The sequence below is a fragment of the Pseudophaeobacter sp. C1-32P7 genome (assembly GCF_041008775.1).
Classification (GTDB): domain Bacteria; phylum Pseudomonadota; class Alphaproteobacteria; order Rhodobacterales; family Rhodobacteraceae; genus Phycobacter; species Phycobacter gallaeciensis_A.
In genome coordinates, this window is sequence record NZ_JAXGFR010000001.1 from 558,973 (window position 1) to 582,046 (window position 23,074).

The following is a 23,074-nucleotide window of genomic DNA, read 5'->3' on the forward strand; positions in this document are numbered from 1 at the left end:
CCATGGGCGCAGGGACCTGGCACATCTGCCCGGCCCCTGCCCCGGTGTTAACTGTTCATCGCAGCCCAGACGCGGCCGGGGCTGAGTGGCATGTCGATATGCGTCACATCTTTACCCGCTGCCTGCAGCGCGTCCACCACTGCATTCACAACCGCCGGCGGCGATCCGATGGCACCGGCCTCACCGCAGCCCTTCACCCCAAGGGGGTTATGGGTACAGGGCGTCTGGCAGGAATGGTCCACCTGATAGAAGGGCAGATCATCGGCGCGCGGCATGGCGTAATCCATGTAGGAGGCGGACAGGAGCTGACCGTTCTCGTCATAGACGCAGCCTTCGAGCAGCGCCTGACCGATGCCCTGCCCGATACCGCCATGCACCTGACCATCGACGATCATCGGGTTGACGATATTGCCAAAGTCATCCGCCGCCGCGAAACGTTCGATGGTGACCTTGCCGGTCTCAGGATCGACCTCCACTTCGCAGGCATAGGCGCCCGAAGGATAGGTGAAGTTCGCCGGATCGTAAAAGGCGGTCTCTTCCAGCCCCGGCTCCATATCCTCAAGCGGGTAGTTGTGCGGCACATAGGCCGCCAGCGTGACATCGCCCCAGGCGAGGGATTTATCCGTGCCCGCAACCGAGAACTGACCGTCCTTCAGCTCGATATCCGCATCGGAGGCTTCCAGGATGTGGGCGGCGATCTTCTTCGCCTTGGCGATGATCTTTTCCGTCGCCCGAACCATGGCAGAGCCACCCACGGCGAGGGAGCGCGAGCCATAGGTGCCCATGCCCATCGGCGTGTTGGCAGTGTCGCCGTGCACGATCTCGACCATGCTTTCGTCGATGCCGATCATATCCGCAATCACCTGCGGGAAGGAGGTTTCATGCCCCTGCCCGTGGCTGTGGCTGCCGGTCATCACCACCAGACCGCCGGTCGCATTCACCCGCACCGTGGCGGATTCATACAGACCTGCCCGCGCGCCCAGCTGCCCGACAAGGTTCGACGGCGCGATGCCGCAGGCCTCGATATAGCAGTTGACGCCCAGACCGCGCAGCTTGCCGTTTTCCTCGCTCTTGGCGCGGCGCGCCTTGAAGCCTGCGAAATCGGCAACCTCTTCCAGCTTGTCCATGGTCGCGTTGTAATCACCGGTGTCATATTCCACCGCCACCGGGGTGGCATAGGGGAATTCGGTAATGAAGTTCTGACGCCGCAGCGCGATGGGATCAACGCCCAGCTCGCGCGCGGCCTTGTCGATCACCCGCTCCAGCTGGAAAGTCGCCTCGGGGCGACCCGCGCCGCGATAGGCATCCACCGGCACGGTGTTGGTGAAGACGGCCTTCACGTTCACATAGATCAGCGGCGTCTTGTAATTGCCGGCCATCAACGTGCCATGCAGCCAGGTCGGCACCGAAGGCGCAAAGGTCGACAGGTACGCACCCATGTTGGCGTAGGTGTCGGTGCGCAGCGCGGTAAAGTTGTTCTCCGCATCCAGCGCCAGTTCGATCTTGGTCACGTGATCGCGCCCGTGGGCATCCGACATGAAAGCCTCGGACCGGGAAGAGGTCCATTTCACCGCCCGGTTCAGCGCCTTGGCGGCAAAGGTACAGAAGGCTTCCTCGGCATAGTGGAAGATCTTGGTGCCGAAACCACCGCCCACATCCGGCGCGATGACGCGCAGCTTATGCTCGGGGATGCCCAGCACGAAGGCGCCCATCAGAAGGCGGATCACATGCGGGTTCTGCGAGGTGGTGTAGAGCGTCGATTCCCCGGTTGCCCGGTTGAAATCGCCCACCGCCACGCGCGGCTCCATCGGGTTCGCCACCAGACGATTGTTGACCAGCTCCAGCGTGGTCACATGCGCCGCATTGGCAAAGGCTTCTTCCACCGCCGGTTTGTTCTCTTCCACGAAGCCCCAGTCATAGCAGAGGTTCGAGGTGAGATCGTCATGCACCTTGGGGGCGCCTTCCTTGACGGCCTCTTTCATATCGATGACGGCGGGCAGTTCCTCGATATCGAGCTCAATCGCCTCGGCAGCGTCGCGGGCCTCTTCCCGGCTTTCTGCGACCACGGCGGCGATGGCATCGCCCACATAGCGGACCTTGCCCTGGGCCAGAACCGGGTGCGCAGGTTCCTGCATCGGCTCGCCATGGCGGTCGGTCACCTGCCAGCCGCAGGGAATCGATCCCACGCCTTCGAAATCAGCGCCGGTGAAGATGCGGATGACGCCGGGCATTTCCGCCGCGGCCGAGGTGTCGATGCCGTTGATCTTGCCGTGGGCCACATCCGAGCGCAGGAAATGCACATAGGCCTGATTGTTGAGGTTGATGTCGTCGGTGTAATTGCCGGTTCCGGTCAGGAACCTTACGTCTTCGCGCCGCTTCGGGCTGGCGCCGATGCCACTATCCTTTGGCATTGTCCAAATCTCCTCCCTGGATGGTGCGCGCCGGGGCGCACCTCTTGGTCATGCAAAATTGTCTTTTGTCCCGGGCCGCGCCTCCCTGCGCTGCCCGCGGCGGGCTTATGGCTTTATTCGGCAGCAATGGCCGTCACGTCCTGACCGGACGCGGCAAGGATCGCCTTGACGATGTTATGATAGCCGGTGCAGCGGCAGATATTGCCTTCAAGATAGGCGCGCACCTCGGCTTCGGTCGGCTTGGGGTTTTCCTTCAGCAGCGCCGCCGCCGACATCACCATGCCCGGCGTGCAGAAACCGCACTGAAGCCCGTGGTGATCCTGAAACGCCTGCTGGATCGTATTCAGCGTACCATCCGGAGCCGCCTGCCCTTCGATGGTGGCAACCTCTGCGCCGTCTGCTTCGGCCGCCAGCATGGTGCAGGATTTGACCGCCTTGCCGTTCACATGCACCACGCAGGCGCCGCACTGGCTGGTATCGCATCCTACATGTGTCCCCGTGAGCCCCAGTTCATCGCGCAGAAATGACGCCAGGAGCGTGCGCCCCTCCACATCACCGCTGGCGGGCTTGCCGTTCACGGTCATCGAGACCTTCGCCATGAATTCCTCCCATTCGCTACTTTTGTTTGGCTGAATAGGAGTTAAGCACGGGATGCGGCTGGCGCGAACCCCCAGAAATGCCTCTGGCCGTAACATTTTTGCCAAACGGCAAGAAGCCGCGCGTAACACGTTGGAGATGCGGACATTTTGTGCTCTCTGGCGCAGCGTTCAGCCACGCTCGGCGTCATCCTGTCCAGCGCGGCGCGGCATGGGCCGGGTGGGAATCTCTTTCAGCAGCCCTCCAACCCCCATGGCGGCGATATCCGCCCCGCGCAACGCGACGCCACAGATCACCCGTTCCAACACCCAGTCCGCGCCATTAAGCGCAGGCGAGCGGGCGCAGCCCGGCAGGCCGATCACCGGCTTTTCGCCCAGCGCACCGAGAAACAGAAGGTTGCCCGGATCCACCGGCATGCCAAAGCGCGTCACCGTGCCCCCCGCCAGCCGCAGCGCCTGAGGCGCCACATCCAGTGGGTCCGAGGTCGCCGATCCGGTAAGGATCAGGATGACCTCTCCCGGCGCATCGGCAATTGCCGCTGACAGCTCCGCCTCGCGGTGGGGCACAACCACGCGATCTGTCAACTCCATACCCATCCGGTCGAGCCGTCCGGCCATGGCCGCGCGGCCCTTTTCGGATGGAGTATCGCCCGTAACCCGCGTTTCGATCAGGGTTGCGGTCTTGTAGACCGGGGCACGCACCCGCAACGCCCCGCCTGCATTCCTTGCCGCTTGTCTCAGGTGCGCCTCTGGCACCCCGTAGGCGATGATCTTGATGGTGGCGATCATGCCGCCTGCATCGACCCGGTGATAGGCGGGCACGGTGGCGATGGTAATCATCGGATCCACCGCATTCACCGCCTCCAGCTGCGCCCGGTCCAGCTCCACCACGCCGCAGGTTTCGGCGTAAAGGTTCACCCGCCCCGCCCCGGCGCCGGAAATGCGCAAGCCCTGGGTGCCCGGGTCCGGAACGATGGCGCGGGCCAGAGCCTGCGCCGCCGCGTCCTCGTGCATATCGCCCTGTTCCAGCCGCGCGGCGGTGACTTCGGAAAACCCGGAGGCAGCCAGATCACTCAGATCGGCCGGTGTCAGCGCCGTGCCCTTGGCAATCTTGCGGGCCTCCAGTTGCAGGGAATGCGCCAGGATCGCCCCCTCGGCCTGATCCAGCGGAACCGGGCCGAACTTCATGAGGATTTGCCACGCAGAACCGCTGTCATCTCGGCCAGGATCGACACCGCGATTTCAGACGGCCCCGCCGCGCCGATATCCAGACCGATGGGACCGTGGATGCGCCCGATCTGCTCCTTGGTGAAGCCAGCCGCCACCATCCGGTCCACCCGTTTGGCATGGGTGCGGGTCGAACCCAGCGCGCCAATGTAAAAACAATCGGCGCCCAGCGCAGCCTCCAGCGCCGGATCGTCGAGTTTCGGATCATGGGTCAGCAGCACCAGCGCGGTGCGGGCATCAAGGCCAAGCTTTTCCACCGCCTCATCCGGCCAATCGTCCATCAATGTCTCGCCCGGGAACCGCGCGGCGGCGGCAAAGGCCTCGCGCGGGTCGATAATCACCGGATCATAACCCGCAATCCGCGCCATGGGCACCAGCGCCTGGGCGATATGCACCGCCCCCACCACGATCAGCCGCAGCGGCGGGTTGTGCACGGCAACGAAGGTTTTGCCGTCTTCCTCAACACCAGAGCGGTCCATGCGCAGGCGCTCAGCATAGCCATCGCGCACCAGACGCCGCGCGCCGCTGTCCAGATCCACCTCATAGGCGAGCGCGATACGTTCCTTGCGGGCCGCGACCAGTTCCTCCAGCAGATCCACCGGCAGGGCACCGCCCACGGGTTCAACCAGAACCTTGATGGTGCCGCCGCAGGCCAGCCCCACGGCAAAGGCATCATCGTCGCTGACCCCAAATTCCAACAGGCGGTGCTTGCCATCCTCGATGGCTTCCAGCGCCTCAAAGACCACCGCGCTTTCGACGCAGCCGCCCGAGACCGAGCCTTCGATGCGGCCATCGCCGCCCACCACCAGCTGCGATCCGGCCCGGCGCGGCGCCGATCCCCAGGTCTGCACCACCGTGGCCAATGCAGCCCCGGTGCCATCCCTGTGCCATTCCAGCGCCACCTCCGGCGCGTTCTCGAAACGCTGGGTTTCCTCTGACATGCAATCCTCCCGGCGTGTCTTCCGCCTTTGTTGCCCCCAAGGTTGACGCGAAGGCCAGAGGTTTCAAGCCGAAAACGCAGCGCACAACGCAAAGCGCCCGCCGGGACCGGCGGGCGTTCGGGCATGTTACAGGCGCGGGAGGGTGCCTATTCAGCCGGTTGCAGGTTCGATTTGGAGGGCGTCAGACGCTCGGGCAGGGCAAAGGCCAGCGCGATGAAACCAAGGCCCAGAACGATGCCGAGGACATCGCCCGGCAGCGCCGTCATCCCGTCGAACTTGGATCCCGGCACGGTGCCAACGGTGACCTTGCCGCCCGCGATGCTGTCCAGAAGGCCGCTCGATTTCCACATCGGGTAGGTGACCATATAGGCCGCAGCACCCAGAAGGCCGCCGGCGATGAAGAACAGCGCATCTTTGCGCCCCGAGGCCGCCGCGACAACGCCGGTGCCGGGGCAATAGCCCGCCAGCGCCCAGCCCGCGCCCAGCATCAAGCCGCCAATGAAGACGCCCACATAGGCGGTTTTTACGGACATATGCCCCACGTCGACAAAGCCCAGCATCTGGCCCGCGAACATCAGCACCGAACCGGTGCCAATGGCCAGCAGAATGGTTTTGGCCAGATTGAGGTTGGTGAGGTTCAGCATCTTGCCGATCATGTTCGGGTTGCTGGCGCCAATACGGTCCAACACCGCGCCGAAGGCCAGGCCGATAACAATTGCGAGAACGATAGACATCATGGCTCAGGCCTCCTTCTTGAACAGGATCAGGGATACGGGAATCGCAGCGGCAAAGGCCCCGGCGGCAAAGAGATAGCCCGACAGCGCGGTCTGCATCATGCCTGACATCATGTGCCCCGAGGTGCAGCCGCCCGCAAGGCGCGCGCCGTAAAGCACGATAAAGCCGCCAACAAAGGTCGCGCCGTAGCGCAGGGCAACCCCATCCCCCATATTGGCGCGCCACAGATCGGGGATGCTGCGCTCCCGCGCGGGCAGGCCACCGCGCGCCATCACCGACAGAAAGCCGCCCACGGCCATCGCCAGCACAAAGACAAAGCTGTAGTTCAGCGGGTTCATCACCGATTTGGCGTATTTGCCATTCGATTTCGCCAGATAGGCATTGGTCGAGGTATATCCTTCCTCGGTCTTGGTCACCAATTCGCTGTTCACCGCATCGCCGATGATCCCGTCCAGGATCACGAATTGCGTGGACACGCCAATCGGTTTGACCAGCAGCACTGCCAGAAAGAAGACGAACCCCAGCAGGAGCCCTCCGGTTTTCCAGTTCATGGCCATCATCAGCCTCCCAAATTACATTCCATTTACGGAATATAGCAGGATGAGCGCAGATCAGGCTTGACCCAGATCAATTACATTCGACTTTCAGAATTCGTCAGAGAAGCGCCATCAACCGCGCCTTGTCGCCCTGGTCCTCGGGGCGGGAAATCACCTGCGCCAGATCTTCGAGCGACGCAATGGAGTGGCCGGCCCGAAAACTGTCCACATGGGGCAGCATGGCACGGATACCTTGTGCCTTGGGGGCGAAGCCTTCCCAGCGCAAGAGCGGGTTCAGCCAGATCAGCCGCCGCGATGACAGGTGCAGGCGCTGCATCTCCTTGGCCAGTTGGTCCGGGTCGTCCCGGTCCAGCCCGTCAGTGATCAGCAGCACCACAGCCCCCTGCCCCATGACCCGGCGCGACCAGTCGCGGTTGAACTCATGCAGGCACTGGCCGATGCGGGTGCCGCCTTCCCAGTCCTGCGCCTCGGCGCCCGCTGCGGCCAAGGCCGCGTCCACATCGCGCGTGGCCAAATGGCGGGTGATATTGGTGAGCCGCGTGCCAAAGGTGAAGCCATGCACCTTGGCCCAGCCCGCGCCCTTTTGGTTGGCGACCGAATGCAGAAAATGCAGCACGATGCGGCTGTACTGGCTCATGGAGCCGGAAATATCGCAGATCACCACCAGATTGGGCCAGCGGATGCGCCGTTTGGCGCGGGCAATGTCTTGCAAGTCACCGCCCCGACGCGCTGCATCGCGCAGGGTGCGCCGCCAGTCCGCCCGCTGCCCATGCGGCGCGGCCATCAGGCGGCGCGACTGGATCGGCTGCACTGGCAGGCGCATCTGCGACAGGATGCGTTTGGCGCGGGCGACTTCCTCGGTGCTCATCTGTTCGAAATCCAAGGACCGCAGGCGCTCCTCCGAGGACATCGTCAGGGTCGCGTCGATCTCGAACTCAGTGCCGTCGTCCTCTTGCCCCTCTGGCAGGTCGATCTGATCATTCGCCCCATCCAGCAGTGCCTCGGCGGCGCGTTTTTCACCGGGTTTGGCGGCGCGCTCTTCCTGCACGCCGCGCACTGCAGGCAGCATCGCCGCCATCATATGCTCCAGAAACCGCGGATCGCGCCAATAAAGACGAAAGATCTGTGCAAAAACCGCCCGGTGTTCGGGACGGGTCACGAAACAGGCGTGCAGCGCCCAGTAGAAATCCTGCCGACTGGTGAAACCCGCTGCCGCTACCGCCTCGACCGCGTCCACCACCCGGCCCGGCCCGATGGGCAGCCCCGCCTTGCGCAGAGCGCGGGCGAAATGGGTGATGTTCTGGACGAGTTTCGGATCGTCCGGCAAGGAGAGTTCGGGCAGTTCAACCATCAGATCAGCACCCGTATCACGGCGTCTCCTCCAATGTCTGCTTGGCCTTGTCGAGGATGCGTTTCGCCTCGGACCCCTGCAATTGTGCGATGTCGTCCTGGTATTTCAGGATCGCGCCCAATGTATCGGCGATCACCTCAGGGCTGAGGTCGATCACGTCGAGCGCAAGCAGGCAATTGGCCCAGTCGATGGTTTCGGCGACGCCCGGTTTCTTGAACAGATCCTCGGTCCGCAGCGCCTGCACAAAGGCGACGACTTCGCGGCTGAGTTTTTCTGAGGCTTCCGGCGCGCGGGCCCGCAGGATTTCGACCTCGCGGGTGAAATCGGGGTAATCGACCCAGTGATACAGGCAGCGCCGTTTTAGCGCGTCATGCACCTCACGCGTGCGGTTGGAGGTCAGGATCACGATGGGCGGCTCGGGCGCCTTGATGGTGCCAAGTTCCGGAATGGTCACCTGAAAATCGCTGAGCGCCTCCAGCAGGAACGCCTCGAAGGGTTCATCGGTGCGGTCCAGCTCGTCGATCAGCAGAACGGGCGCGCCATTCTCATCGGGGCGCATCGCCTCCAAGAGTGGCCGTTCGATCAGAAACTCATCAGAGAACAGCTCGCTCTGCAGCGCCGCGCGGTCGGCGCCCCCGGCTGCCTCGGCGGTGCGGATCGCCACCATCTGCGCGGCAAAGTTCCATTCATAAACCGCGCTGGAGGCATCAAGCCCCTCGTAGCATTGCAGCCGGATTAGGCGCCGACCCAGCGCCGCCGACAGGGCCTTAGCGATCTCGGTCTTGCCGACGCCAGCCTCGCCTTCCAGGAACAAGGGGCGGCCCAGACGCAGCGACAGGAAAACCACGGTAGCCAGCGCCCGGCCGCAGACATAGCCCTGCTCCTGCAGCATCTGTTGCACCTGATCGATGGATTGCGCCTCTGTCATGCCTTGCCTCCCCGCTTGGTCGCACCAAGAGGCCATGCGCCCAGCGCGCGGTCAAGGCTGGTCTGCCCCCGTTTTCGGATTGTTGATTTCGTTTGTTGGGCAACACTTCGACAAGGGTTAACGGCTATACACCCTGCAATGATTGACGCAGGGCGCCCGCCCTGCCATGGATTTTGGCAATGACGATAGCCCCGGCTGCACCCGATCCATGTGTGACGACGATGTGCGGTAACGAGAGGCAAGATGCAGGCGGCAAGGCAACAGATCGAATGATGCGCCACGGATCAACACAGCCCGGCACTTCGCGCCGGGACGCCAAAGGGGATGCATGATGCGCATCACCGCCGTCACCTGCGTCAAGAACGAAGGCCCCTTCCTGTTAGAGTGGATCGCCTATAACCGGCTGATCGGGGTCACGGATTTTCTGTTTTATTCCAACGATTGCAGCGATGGCACTGATGACCTGCTTGATGCATTGGCAGCGCGGGGGCTGGTGCAGCATCTGCCCAACCCGGCCGAGGGGCGCAATTACCAGATGGAGGCGCTGAAACACGCGCGCCAGCAGCCCATCGTGGCGGATGCGGACTGGGTCTGGGTGGCCGATGTGGATGAATTCCTCAACATCCATGCAGGCGGTCACACAATCCCCGATCTGATCGCAGCCTGTGGCAATCCCCAGGCGATTTCGCTCAGCTTCCAGTTCTTTGCCAATGACGGGGTCGAGACCTTCGAAGACGTGCCCGTGATCGCCCAGTTCACCCGCTCGCACAACCCGGATATCTACTGCGCCGATGGTTCAATCGAGGTCAAGACCCTGGTGCGGTGCGATTTTCCGCTGCAATACTATGGCGCGCATCGCCCGTTCTTCCGCAAGGCTTTGGCCAAGGACAAGCGGCCCGTCTGGACCGATGGCGGCGGCCGCCGGGTGCCCTTCCGGTTCCTGATGGCCGCAAACCGCGACCATATCCGCAAACTCCCGGCCAAAGGCGCCCGCAGCCTTGCGTCGCTGAACCACTATGCACTGCGCTCGCTCGACAGCTATCTGGTGAAGAATGACCGCGGCGATGTGAACCGGGAAAACCGCGCCTTTGACGATACCTATTGGCGCGAGCGCAATGACCCCGCCTTTGAGGATCTGTCGATCCAGCGTCATCTTCCGGCGCTGGAGGCGGCGCTTGCCGTTCTGAAATCCGACCCCGAGATCGCCGCCCTGCACGAGGAGGCCGTGCGCCTGCACCGTGCGAAACGCGATGAGCTGCTGGCCCAGCCCAGCTATCAGGCGATGCGCGATCAACTGCGCGCCGCCCCCGCCCTGCCGCCGCAGGAAGAGGCGCTGCTGCGCGATCTTGGCCTCTGGACCAAAGAGGCTGCGCAATGAGCCTCAAGGTCATCAACCTCGGCCTGCCGAAATCCGGCACCACCACACTGGGCAAGGCGCTGTCGCAGGCGGGTTATTCCGTGGCCGATCACCGCCTGCGCGACCGCGAGGAAGACAAACCCGGCAAGCGACGGATTTTTGTCGGCAGTCTCCTTTACAAAGGACTATATGAGCGCGGCGATCCCATGGCCTATCTGGATGGTTTTGATGCGCTGTCAGAGGTGAGCTTTATCCACGGCAAATTCTCGGTCTGGCCGCAATTCGATTTTGCCCTGCTGAAGGTGTTGAAAGATCTCAACCCGGGGCTCAAATTCATCGCCACCCGGCGCGACGCGGCCAGTCATTCGAAATCGATCATGGCCTGGAACAACCTTGGCACAGCCCGGCTGCCCGCCAGCACGGTGCCTGGCCTGCCCATCGGATACGGCAAGACGCCGGAACAGCAGATGATCTGGATCGACGGTCATTACGAGGCGCTGAAACACTGGTTCCGCGAAGATCCCGATTACCTTGAGATCAACGTCGCCGATGCCGATGCACAGGCGCGGGTGGGCGCCTTCCTTGGCCGTGATCTCCCCTGGTGGGGCCAGGCCAACGTCAACCGGAAGGCACGTTCCTGACCATGCGTATCGTTCTTCATATCGGGCTCGAGCATACAGGCGCCGAGCGGCTGCAAAAGGTTCTGGCCCACAAGCGGGACCAGCTGCGCGGCAAGGGCGTGTTGTTTCCCACCTCTCCCGGCGGCAGCAATCACACGCGCCTGTTCATGGCGGTGACCGACCCGGATCACGTGGACCCGCTGCGCCACGCCCGCGGTCTGGTCGATCCCGAGCGGCAGGCGCTGTTGCGCGACAAGCTGAGCACCGATCTGGCCCGTGAGGTCAATGAGGCGCAGCCGGACATTCTGATACTCTCGGCCTCGCAACTGGGCAGCAGGCTGCACCGGCGCAGTGAGCTGATACGGTTGAAGAGTTTGCTGACCCCGTTATCCGGCGACATCAGCATCGTGGCGCATCTGGATGATCCCACCCGCCTGCTGGCGCGCAGCTATGGCGCGCAGGTACTGAACGGCCGCGCTGCCCCGCTGGAGCGGGAACTGGCGCTGGCCGATCAACCGGACTGGTGGCAAGCCTGCCTCGCGCATCAGCCGCAGATCAAACCGCAGGAAAACCAGTTCGAAGAAACCGAAGGCGCCCCCTTCTGGCTCGATTATCAGGCCCTGCAGCAGCATTGGGAGAATGTTTTCGGCGACGGGTCCATGAGCTTCCGCTCTTACGACGAGGCGCTGCTTTACGGGCCGGAGGCCACCAACGAGATCCGCGCCGCCTTTGGCATCAGCGATCAAATTGGTCGTTGCGGGGCCGCCACGCCACCCGCAATGCCCGCTGCGCCCTGGCTGACGCGGGCACGGAGGCTCAATAGTCTGCTGCAACACATCACCCTGCATCAGGACCGGATCGTACCGCCGAAAATGTGGCGCGGTTTCCTGAATGAGCTGCAGATCGACGGCGCCCCGATGGACCCGGCGCATCTGGCCGGCATCTCAAACCGGTTTGCCGCCGCAAATCAGGCCCTTGCAGAGCAGCACCCCGGATTGTCTGCAGCCAGCTTCGCCACCCAACCCGGTGTCCAAGACCATTCCGGCGCAGAGTGGCAGGAGGCAGACCCGGAAATGGGCTTTCGCGCCTCGCAATACCTGCTGCGCTTCATGCCGCAGATTGAGGCCGCAACCCGCGCCTCCCGACCAGCGGAAGAGGCCAAGCCGGACCCAGCCGCCACGGAACCCACCGCGCAGGCCCGCAAGGTGATGACCCCGCTGGCGTTGAAAAACTTCGAAATGCTGCAAACATCGCCCTTCCGGCCGCATGACAATATCGGCGCGCTGGATGAAACCGCGCGTGCCGCCCCTTATGCGGAGGCGCCACGCCGTGCCCTGCCTCAAGGCAGCAGCGGCAATGTGATCGTCGGCTGCATGAAGAACGAAGCGCCCTATATCCTGGAATGGATCGCCTATCATCGCGCCATCGGTGTGGACAACTTCCTGATCTACGCCAATGGCTGCGAGGACGGCACCACCGAGATCCTCGACCGGTTGCAGGAGAAGGGCATCCTGCAGCACCGCAACAACGACGACTGGCGCGGCAAGTCTCCGCAGCAGCACGCGCTGAACCAATCGCTGCAGGAACCGGTGATTACCCAGGCCGATTGGATCGTCCATATCGACGTCGACGAATTCATCAACGTGCGCTGTGGCAACGGCACTCTGCAGGATTTCTTTGACCGGGTGCCGGATGCCACCAATGTGGCGATGACCTGGCGCCTGTTCGGCCATAACGATGTGACACGGCTGTCGGATGATTTCGTCATCGGCCAGTTTGATGCCTGCGCGCCGAAATACTGCCCCAAGCCGCACACGGCCTGGGGTTTCAAGACGATGTTCAAGAACACTGGCGCCTACCAGAAGATCAGCTGCCACCGCCCCAACAAGCTGCAGGACGGGTTCCGCGATCAGGTCCGCTGGGTCAACGGATCCGGCCGCGACATGACGCAGGATGTGCTCGACAACGGCTGGCGCAACTCGCGCCGCTCCATCGGTTACGATCTGCTGCAGCTCAACCACTACGCGCTGCGCTCGGCCGAAAGTTTTCTGGTCAAACGTCAGCGCGGACGTGCGCTGCATGTGGATCGCTCCATCGGCCTCAACTACTGGATCCGCATGGACTGGAACGATCACAAGGACGTCACCATCCAGCGCAACCTGCCGCGCCTGCGCGCCGAATATGACCGGCTGATGGAGGATGCGACCCTGCGCCAGTGGCACGAAAAAGGCCTCGACTGGCATCGGGCCAAGGCCGAGGAACTGCATGGGATGGAGGAATTCGAAACCCTTTACCGGCAGGCTCTGGACGTAAAACTGACCGCAACCGAACGCGTTGCATATGCGCTTGCGCTGGATATGGAGAGCTGAAGACATGACCGCCGCAGCCACCGACCCGGTTCTGACCTGTCTGGATATGAAGTTCCCGCTGGACAAGGCGGTGCTGCCGCCGCGTGTGCGTAAACTGCTGCGCACCGGCGCCTATGAGGCCAAGGAGGCCGTGGCCGCGAAGAAGCTGATCCGCGCCGGGGATGTGGTGATGGAGCTGGGCGGCGGTATCGGCTTTATGTCGACGCTGGTCGCCACCCAGACCCCGGCGCAATCCGTGCATTCGTTCGAGGCAAACCCGCAGCTCTTGCCCTATATCCACCGAGTGCATGCTCTCAATGGCGTCCAGAACGCCAAGGTGACCCATGCAGTGCTCAGCGACAGCGACGGCACCGCGCCCTTTTACGTGCGGCCCAACTTCCTTGCCTCTTCCCTGACACCAATGGCCGAGGATGGCCCTGACGTTCAGCAGGTCGAAGTGCCGATGCGCGACATGAACCGGGTGATGGCAGAGCTGAAACCCAGCGTGCTGATCTGCGATATCGAGGGCGCCGAGGCAGAGCTGCTGCCAAAGATGGACCTGTCCTCGCTGCGTGCGGTGCTGATCGAAACCCATCCGCAATGGATCGGCAAGGCAGGCATCCGCAAGGTCTTTCAATGCCTTGATGCCGCCGGTCTGGTGTTCTTCCCGCGCTGGTCGCATGGCAAGGTCGCCGTGTTCCGGTCCGACTGGTAGGACCATGCGGTATCTGGCCATCCTGACCCTGCGAAACGAAGGTGCCTTTCTGCTGGAATGGCTGGCCCATCACCGCGCCGTGGGGTTCACCGATTTCCTTGTCTTTTCAAACGACTGCCAGGACGGCACCGACAGGATGCTGGACCGGCTCGATGACCTTGGCCACCTGACCCATGTGCGCAACGACGGCCCCTACGGCAAGGGTGGCATCCAGTTCAGCGCCCTGAAGCTGGCGGACCGGCACCGGCTGGTGAAAAAGGCCGACTGGATCATGGCGCTGGATATCGACGAATTCGTCAATATTCACGCGGGCCGTGGTCAGTTGGGCGACCTCTTGGAAGCGCTGCCCGCGGCCGACGCCATCACCCTGACATGGCGGCTGTTCGGTAATGGCGACACCCTGCGCTATGAGGACACGCCGGTGACGGAGCAGTTCACCCGCTGCGCCCCCGAGGTGCTCCACTGGCCGTGGCGCGCGGCGATGTTCAAGACGCTTTATCGCAACGACGGCACCTATCGCAAAACCGGGGTGCACCGCCCGCGCGGGGTAGAGGACGACAGCGCGCTAGAGCAATTCCGCTGGTTCGATTGCGAAGGGCGAGAACTGGGGCCGCAGTTCAAGACCCGTCGCCTGTTTTCCGACTACGGCCAGCCCAATCACCGGCTGGCGCAGCTGAACCACTATGCGCTTGGCGCGATGGAAAGCTTTGTCCTGAAGGCAGACCGAGGCCGCGCGGTGCATTCGGATCATATGCTCGATGTGGATTACTGGGTCGAACGCAACTTCAACACTGATGAAGATACCTCCATTGCCCGCTACAGCGAGGCGCGCGCCGCCATTCAGGCGCTGCTGCTGGAGGATGGCAAGCTCGCCCGCCTGCACGAAAAAGCCGTGGCCTGGCGTCACGCCCGGTTCCGCGAGCTGATGTTGCAGGAACCGTTTCGCGCCCTCTTTGCCCGGCTATTGATGACCCCGCCCTCGCGCCCGATCAACGCGGTCACGGCGCGCACCCTGGCCGGGTTCGCAACATTGGGACGCCGGGCCGAACAGGCACTCAGCGACCCCGCACCACAAGCGCCCCCGGAGCAGTCGGCAGACCGGGTCAACGGAGAGACCGAGACGCCCAAAGAGAGCGGCACGGACTGACCCCCGCAGAGCCGGAAAACTGGCATGAGTTTTTCTCAATTTTGCCGCATTCCGCCCCTAGTTTCAGACCCAACTACCGGTCCGTCAAAGGTCCGGAGGCAGAGGATCATGGGCATGCAGGACGGTTCAGACGCGCTTGAGACAGATCTTTCCGGGCTGAAACCAGCCCAGTGGAAAGAGCGGCTTGCTGTGCTCAGCGAGGAACTGGGTATGTTCCAGCCTCTGGGCGCGCGCCATTGCGCCGCCTTCATCGATCAGGGCAACACGCTCCTTGTGAGCTTTGAAACCATCCAGGGCATCCAGAGCCTGTCCGAACTGGCGCAACCCTTGGGCTTTGATCTGGTCCGCAACCTTGGCTGGTCGCATCTGTGCATGATTTCGGATGGCGACACCTGGTTCCGCGACGAACAGGTCTTTGGCTTCATCGACCAGCTGATCGACGACGGGTTCTTCGAGGAATTCGACAATGTCGTCTTCTATGGCGCCGGCCCCTGCGGCTATGCGGCCAGTGCCTTTTCGGTGGCGGCCCCCGGCGCAACCGTGGTGGCCATCCAACCGCAGGCGACGCTGGATCCGCGCATGACCGAATGGGATGAACGGTTTATCGAGATGCGTCGCACCTCTTTCACCGACCGCTATGGCTATGCGCCCGATATGCTGGACGCGGCCGATCATGCCTTTGTCCTGTATGATCCGCGCGAACATCTGGACGCGATGCACGCCGCCTTGTTTGCCCGCCCCAATGTCACCCGCCGCCGCCTGCCGGACTTTGGCGAGGCGGTGCAGACACGGCTGATCGAGATGGATGTGCTCTATCAGATCCTGTCGATGGCTGGTTCGGGCAAGCTGACAGATCTGGCTTTGTCACGCGTTCTGCGCGCCCGGCGCAACAATACCGCCTATCTGCGCAACGTCATGGGACACCTCGACAAACGCGACCGGCCGTATTTGATGACCCTGCTGTGCCGTAACGTGACTGCGCGCCTGCGCGCGCCGCGGTTCCGGCAACGCTTGCAGAACCTGCGCAAACGCGCCGCCGAGGGTGATTTCACCCTGCCGCCGGAACGCTGATCCCAACGCCCCCCTCGCCGTCTTATAGCATGGATTTGCCCAGCACCGGGCACCGGTGACAGATCGTCCTGTCGCGGGCTTCTTTCTTCCCCTTTCTGCGTGCCTGTGCTAACGCGGCGCCATGACACAGACCACGCCCCAGACGCTGACCCTCACCCGCCCCGATGACTGGCATCTGCACCTGCGCGATGGCGCCATGCTGCAGGCCGTGCTGCCGGAAACCGCGCGCCATTTCGGCCGCGCCATCATCATGCCCAATCTGGTGCCGCCGGTGGTAACCGGGGCGCAGGCTGCTGCTTATCGCGATCGCATCCTGGCCGCGCTGCCGGGCGACATGTCCTTTGAGCCGCTGATGACGCTCTATCTGACCGAGGACACAGATCCCGGCGATATGGCCGCGGCCCATGCCAGCGGGTTGATCAAGGCGGTGAAACTCTACCCCGCCGGGGCCACCACCAATTCGGCTTCGGGCGTGCGTGATTTCGACAAGGTGCGTCCGGTGCTGGAGAAAATGGCCGAAATCGGCTTGCCCCTTTGTGTGCATGGCGAGGTGACCGACAGCGACATCGACATCTTCGACCGCGAAGCCGTGTTCATCGACCGGGTGCTGGACCCGGTGCGCCGCGCCACACCGGGCCTGCGCGTTGTGATGGAGCATATCACCACCGCCAACGGCGTGGACTATGTGAAGGCCAACGCGGCGGACCTTGGCGCCACCATCACCACCCATCACCTGATCATCAACCGCAACCACATCCTGGTTGGCGGCATCAAACCGCATTATTACTGCCTGCCGGTGGCCAAGCGCGAAGAACACCGCCTGGCCCTGCGTGCGGCGGCGACCTCGGGCGATGCTCGGTTCTTCCTCGGAACGGATTCGGCCCCCCATACCGACCCCAACAAGGAAAGCGCCTGCGGCTGCGCCGGCTGTTTCACCGCCACCAACACCATGGCGCTGCTCGCCCATGTGTTCGAAGAGGATGGCGCGCTGGACAAGCTGGAAGGCTTTGCCTCGAAAAACGGCCCGGCTTTCTACCGCCTGCCGGAAAACGACAGCACCATCACCCTGGTCAAACAGGACGCCCCCACCGCCTTCCCGGAAAAGATCGAAAGCGGCGAAGGCCCGGTGACGGTCTTCGATCCCGGCTTCCCGGTGCATTGGACGGTTCAGGCGTGAGCCCGAGGCGGATCCTTGCCAAAATTCCCCGGACCGCATGCGGTCCGGTTCGCGCCCGACCCGTCCCCAATGGCGGGCGCGAAAACCTGCGTGGCATCCCGGCTGCGCATGGGGAAAGACATTCAATTTGCGGAGCTGCCACATGATCCCCTCCTCCTACCCCTCTGCCGAAGAAATCGCCCGCCTCTCTGCCCGGATGCTGCTGGAAATCGGTGCGGTGAACTTCAACACCGAAACGCCCTATACGCTGGCTTCCGGCCTGCCCTCGCCCAGCTATATCGATTGCCGCAAGCTGATCTCCTTCCCGCGAATCCGCTCCACGCTGATGGATTTCATGACCGTCACCGTAATGCGCAACGCAGGCTTTGAAGCCTTCGACAATATCGCGGGTGGTGAGACAGCCGGTATTCCCTTTGCCGCGCTGGTGGCCGAGCGCATGGCGCTGCCGATGACCTATGTGCGCAAAAAGCCCAAAGGGTACGGCCGCAACGCACGCATCGAAGGCGCGATGAGCGAAGGCGAGCGGGTGCTGCTGGTCGAGGATCTGACCACCGATGGCGGTTCGAAACTGTCCTTTGTCGATGCGATCCGCGAAACCGGCGCCACCTGTGGCCACACTGCGGTGATCTTCTACTACGACATCTTTCCTGAGACGACCAAGACGCTGGGCGATCACGGGGTCGAGCTGCACTACCTCTGCACCTGGTGGGACGTTCTGGCCGAGGCCCGCGCGCAAGAAGCCTTCAGCACCGAAACGCTGGATGAGGTGGAGAAGTTCCTCAAGGACCCGCGTGCCTGGCAGGATGCGCATAAATCCGCCTAAAACGCGCAGGCAGGCCCGGCCTGCCGTTTAAGCCCTGATCCAGCACGCCAGTTCGGCAAAACAGCCCCAGTGTGCTGGATACTTTATTTGGGCGTACATCCGTGCCATGCTACCCGATATAGCGTCCCGCCCTGCGGGGGCCGCAAAGATCCCCAGACACCGGGCAGCTATCCACAGGTTGCCCACAGGGATTTCCAGATGGCTTTGAGCCAGCGAATTGACCTATCTATCCGGACCGAACGAAGAGAGCCGTGATGAACGAATTGACCCCATTTGATGGCGACCAGCCCCCCGCGCCCATGCCCGAACCTGATGCACCGCAGCAGGCCAGCGGCATGGAGGCAAACGAGCTGCCCCATTCGGTCGAAGCCGAACAGCAGCTTCTGGGGGCGATCCTGACCAACAACGACGTCTACGACCGCGTGGCGTCGATCATCAATTCCACCCATTTCTACGACCCGGTCCACACCCGCATCTATGAAATCGCCGCGGCGCGGATCTCCAAGAACGCGCTGGCCTCTCCGGTGACGCTGAAGGCCTTCATGGAAGATGATGAAGGGCTGAAGGAGCTGGGCGGTCCGGCCTATCTGGCAAAACTGGCCGGGGCCTCGATCTCGGCCTACGCTGTCCGCGACTATGCTCAGATGATCTATGATCTGGCAATCCGGCGCGAGCTGATCGCGCTGGGGCAGTCGATCTCTGACAAGGCGCGCCGGGTGGATGTGTCCTCGGAGCCGAAAGAACAGATCGTCGAAGCGGAACAATCGCTCTATCAGCTCGCCGAGCAGGGCCAGACCGAAAGCGGTTTCAAGTCCTTCCTGAAAGCGGTAACCGAGGCGGTCAACGTCACCAACGAGGCCTATCAGCGTGGCGGCGGCATGGCCGGGATTTCCACCGGTCTTGATGATCTCGACAAACAGCTGGGCGGGTTGCACCCGTCGGACCTTCTGATCCTTGCGGGTCGTCCCTCGATGGGTAAAACCTCGCTCGCGACCAACATCGCCTTCAACGTCGCCAAGGCCTATAAACGCGGGGTGAAACCCGATGGCACCGAAGGCGCCGTGGATGGCGGCGTGGTCGGCTTCTTCTCACTCGAGATGAGCGCCGAACAGCTGGCGGGGCGTATCCTTGCCGAAGCATCCGAGATTTCCAGCCACAAGATCCGTCAGGGTGACATGACCGAAGGCGAATTCCGCCGCTTCGTGCAGGCCGCCAAGGATCTGGAAAGCTGCCCGCTCTTTATCGACGACACGCCCGCCCTACCGATTTCGCAGCTAGCCGCCCGCGCCCGCCGCCTGAAGCGGACCCACGGGCTGGACCTTCTGGTGATCGACTATCTGCAGCTTTGCCGCGGCATGTCGGACAATCGGGTGAACGAAATCGCCGAAATCTCGATGGGGATGAAGGCCATCGCGAAAGAGCTGAACATTCCGGTGGTGGCCCTGTCGCAGCTCTCTCGTCAGGTCGAAAGCCGGGACGATAAACGCCCCCAACTGTCGGACCTTCGGGAATCCGGCTCGATCGAACAGGATGCCGACGTGGTGATGTTCGTGTTCCGCGAGGAATACTACAAGGAACGGGAAAAACCCGGCGATCACGAACTGGACAAGATGGAAGAGTGGAAACAGGCGATGGAGCGCCTGCATGCCAAGGCCGAAGTGATCGTCGGCAAACAGCGTCACGGTCCTATCGGCACGGTCGAATTGTCGTTTGAGGCGCAGTTCACCCGCTTTGGCAACCTCGCCAAATCCTGGCAGCAGCAGCCGGACGGCTACGAATAAAGCAGGCTTTCCCAAAACAGCACAGCCAGAGGACACCCAATGCGCATCCATGATTTCATGCAGGCCTACAAACAGGTCTGGGAGGCGCAGGATTCCGATGGCTTTGCTGCGTTATTCACCCCCGACGGGCAATATTGGAACACGCCCTTTCAGGTGCAGACCGGCCCCAACGAGTTGGCCCGTTACTGGGATCGGATCAAGCTGCAACAGGATATATGCCTGACACCCTCGGTTCTGGCCGAAACGCCCACCGGGGGCATCGGCCACTGGAACGTCACCTATCAGGTCGCCAGCGAGGAATTGTTCCAGATCTGGGCAAAATCCACTGGCACTGGCCTGCCCGACCGCCAGCCCGGCGATCCCCTGCCCCGGATGGAGCTGGACGGCACCCTAGTTGCCGATCTGAACGAGCAAGGGCTTGCCACCTGTGTGCGGATTTTCTGGCACTCCAACGCCTCCATACCGACAGCGGCAAAAGACCGCGACTGACCGCCTGAATGCCCTGCCACAGGCGGGAGCACGCCAAGGAGGCCATGCCCAGGCCAAAGCAGGGCGAATTCCACTTGACCCCTGCGGCGCGCATGTCATGAACGGGGCATGAGCACGGCAAGACTGACAATCAATCTGGATGCGCTGGTGACAAACTGGCGGAACCTGAACACCAAGACCAACTGCGAGACCGCCGCAGTGGTCAAGGCAAATGGATACGGCCTCGATTCAGGCCGCGTCGCCACCGCTCTGGCCAAGGCCGGAGCGCGCAATTTCTTTGTGGCCATCGCCGAGGAAGGCGTCGCCCTGCGCCGCGCCCTGGGCCCCGGTCCGGGGATCTCGGTCTTTTCCGGTCATATGGAGGGCGATGCAAAACTCCTGCGCGACTTCCAACTGACGCCGATGCTGAATTCGCTCGATCAGATGCTGCGCCATTTCGAGGCGCTGCCCGGCCACCCCTTCGGTGTGCAGCTGGACAGCGGCATGAACCGGCTGGGCATGGAGCCTGGCGAATGGGGTGCCGTGCGCGATATCGCACTGGGCCAGAACCCGGTGCTGCTGATGTCGCACCTTGCCTGCGCGGATGAGCCGAACCACCCGATGAACCCGCAGCAATTGAAAGCCTTCCAGGAGATGACCGACGGTATCGAAGTGCCCCGGTCCCTGTCGGCCACCGGCGGCATGCTGCTGGGCCGTGATTACCATTTCGATCTCTGCCGCCCCGGTATCGGTCTTTACGGTGGCCGCCCATTTGGCGATGCCCTGCCCGTGGTACAACTGGACCTGCCGGTCATCCAGATCCGCGACCTGATGCCCGGTGAGACCGTCGGCTATGGCAACACCTGGACCGCGCCGCGCCAATGCCGCATCGCAACCGTCGCGGCGGGCTATGCAGATGGACTGCTGCGCCGGATGACCGATGGCGACATCAAGGCCTACGCCGGAGCCACGCCCTGCCCCGTTGTGGGCCGCATTTCCATGGATCTGATCACCATCGACGTCACCGATCTGTCCGAGGATCCCGCCGTTCTGACCCTTCTGAACGAGCAGCAGACCGTCGACACGCTGGCCGATGCAGCCGGTACCATCGGGTATGAGATCCTGACCTCTCTTGGCGCGCGCTACGCACGGACCTACCGAGGATGAGCCCGCTCGCCCTTCTTGCCCGTATCGGTCGGCTGGTTCTGCACATGCTTGCAGTTGTCGGCCGGGTCGCGCTTTTTGGGCTCTCGACGCTCAGCCACATGATCCGCCCGCCGTTCTACGGCAAGGAAACGCTGCAGGCGCTTCTGCACATCGGCTGGCTGTCGCTGCCGGTGGTGGGGCTCACCGCGATCTTTACCGGCGGCGCGCTAGCGCTGCAGATCTACGCAGGTGGCGCGCGCTTCAATGCCGAGGCCGTGGTGCCCCAGATCGTCGCCATCGGCATGGTACGCGAACTTGGCCCGGTGTTGGTCGGCCTGATGATCGCTGCCCGCGTCACCTCCTCCATCGCGGCGGAGATCGCCACCATGAAGGTGACCGAGCAGATCGACGCACTGGTGACGCTCTCAACCAATCCGATGCAATACCTCGTTGCCCCCCGCGTGCTGGCGGCCTTCCTGACCGTGCCATTGCTGGTGGGTATCGGCGACATCATCGGTATCGCTGGTGGTTACGCGGTGGCGGTGCACAATCTCGATTTTAACGCGGCGGCTTACCTCAAGAACACCGTGGATTTCCTTGAAACGCTCGACATCGTCTCATCTCTGGTCAAAGGCGCGGCCTTCGGCACCATCGCAGCGCTGATGGGCTGCTATTACGGCATGCAATCGGGCCGCGGCGCCCAGGGTGTCGGCAGCGCCACCAAAGGATCGGTCGAGGCTGCTGCCATCCTGATCCTGGCCGCCAACTTCCTGCTGACGGGGGTCTTCTTCTCGGTATGATCAAGCTCGACAACGTCCACAAGGCCTTCGGCTCCAACCAGGTTCTGCGCGGCATGACGCTGGAGGTTCCCAAAGGCACCTCGATGGTGATCATCGGCGGCTCCGGCACCGGCAAATCCGTCGCGCTGAAATGCATCCTAGGCCTGATCAAACCCGACAGCGGCAGCATCCTGGTCGATGGCAAACCGGCGGATGCAGGCGACCGCGATGCCTTTCTCGCCCGCTTTGGCATGCTGTTTCAAGGTGGTGCGCTGTTTGACTCCCTGCCCGTCTGGCAGAACGTCGCCTTCCGCCTGATGCGCGGCGCGCTGAAACGCCCCGCAGAGGAAGCCCGCGAGATCGCCGTCGAGAAACTGCGCCGCGTCGGCCTCAAACCCGATGTCGCCGACCGCCTGCCAGCCGAACTCTCGGGCGGCATGCAAAAACGCGTCGGCCTCGCCCGCGCCATCGCCGCCGAGCCCGAGATCATCTTCTTTGACGAGCCCACCACCGGCCTTGATCCCATCATGGCAGGCGTCATCAACGATCTGATCCGTGAAATCGTGGTCGAAATGGGCGCCACCGCCATGACCATCACCCACGACATGACCTCGGTCCGTGCAATCGCCGACAATATCGCGATGCTGCATGACGGGGTGATCAAGTGGACCGGCCCCGTTGGCCAGATGGATGACAGCGGCGATCCCTACCTCGACCAGTTCATCCACGGCCGCGCCGAGGGTCCGATCGAGGCAGTGCGCTAAACAATACCCGCCGAAAGATATTCTCTCCAATCAAGGCCAGCGCCTGCCCTTGGGTGGGCGCAATAAGCGTCCTCCCGTGGGGAGGGTCGGGCGCTGGCCGGGCCACAGGTGCCCCGGCCGGGGAACGCTCAA

21 protein-coding genes are annotated in these 23,074 nt (G+C 63.0%); 13 read left to right on the forward strand and 8 right to left on the reverse strand.

Annotated elements, in window-relative coordinates; genetic code table 11:
- Positions 1–47: 47 nt before the first annotated feature.
- The 8 genes from SM763_RS02560 to SM763_RS02595 all read right to left on the reverse strand — a co-directional run bounded on the left by SM763_RS02560 (position 48) and on the right by SM763_RS02595 (position 8,746).
- A complete protein-coding gene (locus tag SM763_RS02560) occupies positions 48–2,411 on the reverse strand; it encodes a xanthine dehydrogenase family protein molybdopterin-binding subunit (RefSeq protein WP_368997434.1) in 2,364 nt (787 codons plus the stop codon).
- 113 nt (positions 2,412–2,524) lie between these two features.
- Positions 2,525–3,010, reverse strand: coding sequence for a (2Fe-2S)-binding protein (locus SM763_RS02565; protein ID WP_274831879.1), 486 nt, complete (start codon positions 3,008–3,010; stop codon positions 2,525–2,527).
- A 168-nt stretch (positions 3,011–3,178) separates the two neighbouring features.
- On the reverse strand, positions 3,179–4,195 hold the full coding sequence (locus SM763_RS02570) for a molybdopterin-binding protein (protein WP_368997436.1): 1,017 nt from the start codon (positions 4,193–4,195) through the stop codon (positions 3,179–3,181).
- On the reverse strand, positions 4,192–5,175 hold the full coding sequence (locus tag SM763_RS02575) for an XdhC family protein (RefSeq protein WP_368997438.1): 984 nt from the start codon (positions 5,173–5,175) through the stop codon (positions 4,192–4,194). Before SM763_RS02575 ends, SM763_RS02570 begins: the two co-directional genes overlap by 4 nt.
- A gap of 146 nt (positions 5,176–5,321) precedes the next feature.
- Positions 5,322–5,912 (reverse strand): DUF6691 family protein, encoded by a 591-nt coding sequence (locus SM763_RS02580; RefSeq protein ID WP_368997440.1) that lies wholly within the window; start codon positions 5,910–5,912, stop codon positions 5,322–5,324.
- A 3-nt stretch (positions 5,913–5,915) separates the two neighbouring features.
- Positions 5,916–6,461: a YeeE/YedE thiosulfate transporter family protein gene (locus SM763_RS02585; RefSeq protein WP_274831875.1), complete on the reverse strand. Its 546-nt coding sequence runs from the start codon at positions 6,459–6,461 to the stop codon at positions 5,916–5,918.
- A gap of 103 nt (positions 6,462–6,564) precedes the next feature.
- A complete protein-coding gene (locus SM763_RS02590; protein WP_368997442.1) occupies positions 6,565–7,818 on the reverse strand; it encodes a vWA domain-containing protein in 1,254 nt (417 codons plus the stop codon).
- A gap of 16 nt (positions 7,819–7,834) precedes the next feature.
- Positions 7,835–8,746, reverse strand: coding sequence for an AAA family ATPase (locus SM763_RS02595; protein WP_368997444.1), 912 nt, complete (start codon positions 8,744–8,746; stop codon positions 7,835–7,837).
- 331 nt (positions 8,747–9,077) lie between these two features.
- Here SM763_RS02595 and SM763_RS02600 point away from each other — a divergent pair, with 331 nt between their 5' ends.
- The 13 genes from SM763_RS02600 to SM763_RS02660 all read left to right on the forward strand — a co-directional run bounded on the left by SM763_RS02600 (position 9,078) and on the right by SM763_RS02660 (position 22,942).
- Positions 9,078–10,124 (forward strand): glycosyltransferase family 2 protein, encoded by a 1,047-nt coding sequence (locus SM763_RS02600; RefSeq protein ID WP_368997512.1) that lies wholly within the window; start codon positions 9,078–9,080, stop codon positions 10,122–10,124.
- Positions 10,121–10,744, forward strand: a complete 624-nt coding sequence (locus SM763_RS02605; protein WP_274831872.1) for a sulfotransferase — start codon at positions 10,121–10,123, stop codon at positions 10,742–10,744. Before SM763_RS02600 ends, SM763_RS02605 begins: the two co-directional genes overlap by 4 nt.
- Before the next feature lie 2 nt (positions 10,745–10,746).
- The gene (locus SM763_RS02610; protein ID WP_368997446.1) at positions 10,747–13,092 is read left to right on the forward strand and encodes a glycosyltransferase family 2 protein; all 2,346 of its coding nucleotides are present in this window, start codon (positions 10,747–10,749) and stop codon (positions 13,090–13,092) included.
- A 4-nt stretch (positions 13,093–13,096) separates the two neighbouring features.
- Positions 13,097–13,786, forward strand: a complete 690-nt coding sequence (locus SM763_RS02615; RefSeq protein WP_368997448.1) for an FkbM family methyltransferase — start codon at positions 13,097–13,099, stop codon at positions 13,784–13,786.
- Positions 13,787–13,790: 4 nt separating this feature from the next.
- The gene (locus tag SM763_RS02620) at positions 13,791–14,933 is read left to right on the forward strand and encodes a glycosyltransferase family 2 protein (RefSeq protein WP_368997449.1); all 1,143 of its coding nucleotides are present in this window, start codon (positions 13,791–13,793) and stop codon (positions 14,931–14,933) included.
- A gap of 114 nt (positions 14,934–15,047) precedes the next feature.
- Positions 15,048–16,004 carry a phosphoadenosine phosphosulfate reductase gene (locus SM763_RS02625; protein WP_274833604.1) on the forward strand — a complete coding sequence of 319 codons (957 nt, stop codon included), beginning with the start codon at positions 15,048–15,050 and terminating at the stop codon, positions 16,002–16,004.
- Between the two features lie 121 nt (positions 16,005–16,125).
- Entirely contained in the window at positions 16,126–17,181 is a 1,056-nt protein-coding gene (gene pyrC, locus SM763_RS02630) for a dihydroorotase (protein ID WP_274828733.1), read from the forward strand.
- Between the two features lie 142 nt (positions 17,182–17,323).
- Entirely contained in the window at positions 17,324–18,004 is a 681-nt protein-coding gene (locus tag SM763_RS02635; RefSeq protein ID WP_274836758.1) for an orotate phosphoribosyltransferase, read from the forward strand.
- A gap of 254 nt (positions 18,005–18,258) precedes the next feature.
- The gene (locus SM763_RS02640) at positions 18,259–19,785 is read left to right on the forward strand and encodes a replicative DNA helicase (RefSeq protein ID WP_065273175.1); all 1,527 of its coding nucleotides are present in this window, start codon (positions 18,259–18,261) and stop codon (positions 19,783–19,785) included.
- Positions 19,786–19,824: 39 nt separating this feature from the next.
- A complete protein-coding gene (locus tag SM763_RS02645; protein ID WP_368997451.1) occupies positions 19,825–20,274 on the forward strand; it encodes a YybH family protein in 450 nt (149 codons plus the stop codon).
- A gap of 108 nt (positions 20,275–20,382) precedes the next feature.
- On the forward strand, positions 20,383–21,420 hold the full coding sequence (alr, locus tag SM763_RS02650) for an alanine racemase (protein WP_368997453.1): 1,038 nt from the start codon (positions 20,383–20,385) through the stop codon (positions 21,418–21,420).
- Positions 21,417–22,199 carry an MlaE family ABC transporter permease gene (locus tag SM763_RS02655; protein ID WP_065273172.1) on the forward strand — a complete coding sequence of 261 codons (783 nt, stop codon included), beginning with the start codon at positions 21,417–21,419 and terminating at the stop codon, positions 22,197–22,199. The genes alr and SM763_RS02655 overlap by 4 nt, the downstream gene beginning before the upstream one ends.
- Complete coding sequence (locus SM763_RS02660; RefSeq protein WP_368997455.1) at positions 22,196–22,942, forward strand: ABC transporter ATP-binding protein; 747 nt, start codon at positions 22,196–22,198, stop codon at positions 22,940–22,942. Before SM763_RS02655 ends, SM763_RS02660 begins: the two co-directional genes overlap by 4 nt.
- Positions 22,943–23,074: the final 132 nt, after the last annotated feature.